At 62.2% G+C, this 4,682-nt stretch carries 6 protein-coding genes; 1 reads left to right on the top strand and 5 read right to left on the bottom strand.

The annotated features are described in order from the left end of the window. A partial coding sequence (locus tag AC1DS3_RS35395) for an SbmA/BacA-like family transporter (RefSeq protein WP_477129015.1) occupies window positions 1–837 on the bottom strand: 837 nt, incomplete at its 3' end. A 503-nt stretch (window positions 838–1,340) separates the two neighbouring features. On the opposite strand from AC1DS3_RS35395, the gene AC1DS3_RS35390 reads away from it, so the two are divergent. Next, the gene (locus AC1DS3_RS35390; RefSeq protein ID WP_477129014.1) at window positions 1,341–1,697 is read left to right on the top strand and encodes a hypothetical protein; all 357 of its coding nucleotides are present in this window, start codon (window positions 1,341–1,343) and stop codon (window positions 1,695–1,697) included. A 101-nt stretch (window positions 1,698–1,798) separates the two neighbouring features. Here the strand turns inward: AC1DS3_RS35390 and AC1DS3_RS35385 are convergent, their stop codons facing one another. The 4 genes from AC1DS3_RS35385 to AC1DS3_RS35370 all read right to left on the bottom strand — a co-directional run. Further along, a complete protein-coding gene (locus AC1DS3_RS35385; RefSeq protein WP_477129013.1) occupies window positions 1,799–2,116 on the bottom strand; it encodes a collagen-like protein in 318 nt (105 codons plus the stop codon). Between the two features lie 406 nt (window positions 2,117–2,522). Continuing rightward, on the bottom strand, window positions 2,523–2,984 hold the full coding sequence (locus AC1DS3_RS35380) for a PRC-barrel domain-containing protein (protein ID WP_441636398.1): 462 nt from the start codon (window positions 2,982–2,984) through the stop codon (window positions 2,523–2,525). A 107-nt stretch (window positions 2,985–3,091) separates the two neighbouring features. After that, window positions 3,092–3,475: a BON domain-containing protein gene (locus AC1DS3_RS35375; protein WP_441636396.1), complete on the bottom strand. Its 384-nt coding sequence runs from the start codon at window positions 3,473–3,475 to the stop codon at window positions 3,092–3,094. A 262-nt stretch (window positions 3,476–3,737) separates the two neighbouring features. Then, the coding region (locus tag AC1DS3_RS35370; RefSeq protein ID WP_477129012.1) for an NRAMP family divalent metal transporter at window positions 3,738–4,682 on the bottom strand (945 nt) is incomplete at its 5' end.

Genomic DNA, 4,682 nt, shown 5'->3' with positions numbered 1-4,682 from the left:
GGCCACAATGGCACTCGGCAGCATGATGGTGAGAAACGCATAGCCATACTGGAAAAGATTGAGGTTCAGCTGCCATCGGATCAGTTTGTTGAAATTGGCGAAGAGATGGTCGAAACGGCCTCGCACATGCAGGGATTCATGGGCCTCGCCGCGATGAAAGGTAATCGACTCGGCGTTCTCGCGCACCCGGATCAAGCTGAAGCGAAAATCGGCTTCTCGTTTCAACTGATAGAAATTCAGCCCGATCAGGATCCGGCCGAACACGAAGATCGAGATCGACGTGCCGACGATCGCATAGACAACAAGAAAAAGCACCAGCTGCCTGGAGATCGACCACAGCACGCCGCTGAACGCAATCAGCTGCAGAAGCGCCCCCAGAGTGAGCAAGAGAAAATACAGCGATTGGTTTGCGAACGTGTTGATGTCTTCCGAGATCCGCTGGTCCGGATTGTCGATCGAGGCGCTGGTGTTCAGCTTGTAGAACGCATGATTGCTGAAGTACTTATCCAGGTAGTGACGGGTCAGCCAGCGGCGCCAAAGAATACCAAGCGTGTTCCTGACGTAGTAGTAAAAGGCGTAGACCGGCACGGCGGCGATCAGCACATAGACGCATATCAGAATGGAGTGCCAGAATCTGCCGGCATCCCTCGCGGCCAGCGCCGATGTGAACTCCCCCGATTGCTCATTGAACAGTACGTTCGTCCCTGTTTGCCCGAGCAGTAACAAGACCAATAKAAAAAGGAGCATCCTGGCCTTCCATTTCTCCTGAGAGAACCAGTAAGGCTTTGCAATTTCCCAGAATCGCATCCACAAGTTGCTGCGAGATTTTCCCATCATCCCTCTCTTGCTTCTCGTGCCGGCGCCACAGACCTGATTGCGTCATCGGCATGGTCACGGTCCGTCTCTACGCGGCGTCAGACCCGGTGTCCCCCATGGCATGTCCCGCCTCATGCTCCCTTTGATGTCTGCCGGGGTCATTGGCAGGTCAGTTACTGAAATATAGGCCAGTCCATCGACGCTGGCGGCTTTTTGCGGGGAATCGCGAACCTGTGGGCAGGGTATCGGCTGCGCCGAAATAAGTTCGCCAAACCGTACGCTTGCGGACAGCACTTCTGCCGGGAGGTAGCTATATGTATACGTAGGGGCGCACATGCCGCTACATACCAGAGCCGGCRCCGGGATTTTCTGGAGCGTGTCCGGTGTGGGGCCCCACCAGTTTCAGATTCGGGTCGCGGGTGAGCGTTGTTTGCTGGAATCTACGAACATGAATAACAAAGCGCACTGTCCCGGATTGCGGATAGTTTGGGGGTAGTGGAATGTCAAAGGAAGCTCACCGAACCGTGGTCGTCATCTATCGAAGCCATCCGCAGCACTGGTTCTTCGCGGAGGTGGATGGCGGCTGCACCTATCGCTTCGGCCCGTTCGAGAGCGAAAAGATCGTCAACGATATCCTCCTCGTCATCTACCCTGCCGGCATACCACGTGAAACCCTGACCGCCATGACGGATTGCGACGATGACACCTTGTTGCGCACCGCGCAGGGCGTCGCCTGTCCGCCGCTGCCCAGCCCATGCCTGACCGAGCCGGCGCAAATGCAGTCGGCCTGCTCCGCTGGCGCTTCCTGGCGCGTCTTGATCAGCCGCCGTATTCAAGGCTGGATCCAAGGCTGGACGGCGGGAGGCGCGGTCTCTCGTTGAAAGCCTGAACGTCGCCTCGCACCGCGCATCGCCGCGTGCTGGAACTACCCGCGCGCAGCGATGCGCATTCTGCGTTCACTCCATGGCCGGCTCAGCGACCCTCAGCGAGGGACGATGACGACAGTGYCGTCGGCGTTGCTGCCTCTTGCCCCGGTACTGCCGGTACTACCCCTGGCGCCCGTGCCGCCGGTTGCACCCGTATCGCCGGTCGCGCCGGTGGAGCCCATTGCCCCAGCGCCCCCGGTCGCCCCGGTGTCTCCGGTTGCGCCCGTACGGCCGGTCGCGCCCATGTAGCCGGTATTGCCGGTGTTGCCTTGTGCTCCGGTGCCACCCGTTGCGCCTTGCGGCCCGGCCGGGCCCGTGCATGCCGTCGCAGCGAGCGCCATCAGTGCCGCGACTATCAGGTTCGAGTATTTCATGATGATTCCTTTTTTTGCTGACTTGAACAGCCCATGAAGTCGTGGGCTGTCTGACGGGCTGCTTATCTGGTGAGAGCGGGAACACGCCGGGACAACGCCCCCATGCCTCTGCGGACTCCACATTGCGAAGACACCAGACACCCGTCTCCGCGCACAGCCATCGTTGGTGACACTACGCGAACTTCGCGCTGCCGTCGGTACGCTAGCGGGCATCGATATCGCCGGCGGATACATCGGGCTCCCGATGGCGGCACTGGCGTTCCACCTATCGGCGGCCGACATCAYCAATGTGGTGTATCAGCGGGCCGTGCTCCTGGTCGGGGCAGCACGGGGCCGCCCGCCGCAACGCGTCCCGGAAGCGGCGCCGCACGCAGTGTAGCGCCGCGGCCGAGGCAGGCAGGCGGCCTCAGAGCCGTGTCTCCCGCTGGTACCGGTCCTGCGCCCAGTACGGGGGCTGGCCATAGTACTCATGGATGCTGGTGGCCCATTGCTCGTCCGCCATGCTTGGCCAGTGATCCTTGTCGAAGCCGGGCGCGGCCTCCAGCACTTCCTTCTCGATGCCCAGCACAAAGCTCTTGCGCTGGATGTCGAGCGTGAGCGCGGACCAGGGCACGGCGAAGAGCTTTCCGCCCATGCCGAGGAATCCGCCAAAGGACAGCACCGCATAGGCGATGCGCCCGCCCGGCACGTCCAGCATGATGTGGTCGACTTTGCCCAGCTTGTCGCCGCCGGGGCCGATCACCGGGTTGCCTTCCAGCGTATCGGCTGCCATCAGGAACGGCCCGGGTCCCGGGCTGTTCTCTTCGATCTTGCCGACGATGGTGGCGCGCGGGCCACCGCTGTTTTGGTCGAGTTCATAGGGATTCATGGGGTGACTCCAGGTAGGGGAATGCAATAGGCGAATGCAACAAGCGGCAGCCTGCGCGCGCAGCGCCGCGGCCGGTGGCTTGCGGCGCTGCGCACGCGGGCTGTTTGTTACAGCTGGCGGACGGACAAATGATTCTCGACCGACTTCACGCCGTTGACGGCGTGGGTCACATCGACTGCAGTCTGTCTTTGCGTCGCGCTCGGGACGCTGCCGGTCAGGCGCACCACGCCTTCGCGGGTGCGGACATGCACGTGCGTCGAGCTCAGCTTCTTCTGTTCAAGCAAACTGGCCTTGACCTTGGTCGTGATCGCGGTGTCGCTCATGGCGGCGCCAATTGGCTCATGGGTCGGATTGATCGACGACATGGGCGAGGACATGGGCGACGGCCCGGCGTCGTTCGTGGCGCCAAGGCTCAGYGGAACGTACAGGCTGGCCGCGAGGGTGATGCACGCGGTGCCGATGGCGTATTTCAGGGGATGGATGGTTTTCACGTCAGTTACCTCGATTCAGATCCAATCGGTTGTCACAGGCCGGAGCGGCTCGTTGGGCGAGCCAGCCCCAGGCAAATGCAACCGCGCGGCATGGCCTCGCGAGGGATCGTATCTCCCTGCAAGCGGCATCCGATGGATCGAGACTGACATGGATCGGCCATGCAGTCGGTACGATGGCGGACACGGAGACGTCTTTCATGGCACTTCGCTTTGCGCAAGCACTTGCCGGCCAGTGGCCGCTCGGGCGCTGCTCAGGCGCTGCTCAGGCGCGCATGGTCACCAGCATCGCGCAGACAGCCAGGGCCATCATCAGCGTGGCGAGCCAGCCCAGCACCTTTAGCCTTGTGCTGATGACGAACTCGCCCATGATGTCGGCGCGCGCCGCCATCAGCATCGTCACCGCCATGATCGGCACGGAGATCACGCCGTTGATGACGGCGCTCCAGTACAACGCCTTGATCGGGTCGATCGCGGTGAAGCCCAGCGCGATGCCGATCAGGGTGGAGACGGCGATGATGCCGTAGAAGGCCTTTGCCGTCATCGGCGTGCGCTCCAGGCTGTTCTTCCACTTGAAGGCGCCCGCCATGGCATAGGCGGAGGATCCGCCCAGCACGGGAATCGCCAGCAAGCCGGTGCCGATGATGCCGGCACTGAACAGCATGAAGGCGAAATCGCCGGCAATGGGGCGCAGCGCGGTGGCTGCCTGTGCCGAGGTCTGGATATCGGTAACGCCATGCAGGTTGAGCGTCACGGCTGTCGTCAGGATGATGAAGAACGCCACCAGGTTCGAGAAGCCCATGCCGACATAGGTATCGATCTTGATGCGCCGCAAATTGGCTTGCGCCTGCCAGGGCGCATTGATCAGGGGCCGGGCCTGGGGGTTGGCGAGCTGATCCTCGACTTCCTGCGATGCCTGCCAGAAGAACAGGTAGGGGCTGATGGTGGTGCCGAAGACCGCCACCACGGTCGTGACGTACTCGGGCTTCCAGGACATATGCGGCAGCAGCGCCTTCGACAGCACTTGCGACCACGGGATATGCACGACAAACGCCGTGGCCACGTAAGCCAGCAAGGCCAGCGTGAGCCATTTCAGCATGCGGACATAGCGCCGGTAGGGCACGAACACCTGCAGCAGCAATGAGACCACGCCGAACACCACGGCATAGAGCTGGGCCGGGCCGCCCACGATCAGCCGCAGCGCCTCGCC

This window comes from Cupriavidus sp. 01L46 (genome assembly GCF_056399905.1).
Note: the sequence above shows the minus strand (reverse complement) of the source record. Positions and strands in the feature narration are given on the sequence as shown.

Excerpts from the sequence above, each read along its gene's own strand:
- AC1DS3_RS35380 (WP_441636398.1), bottom strand. The coding sequence starts at position 2,984 with ATGAATCCCTATGAACTCGACCAAAACAGCGGTGGCCCGCGCGCCACC.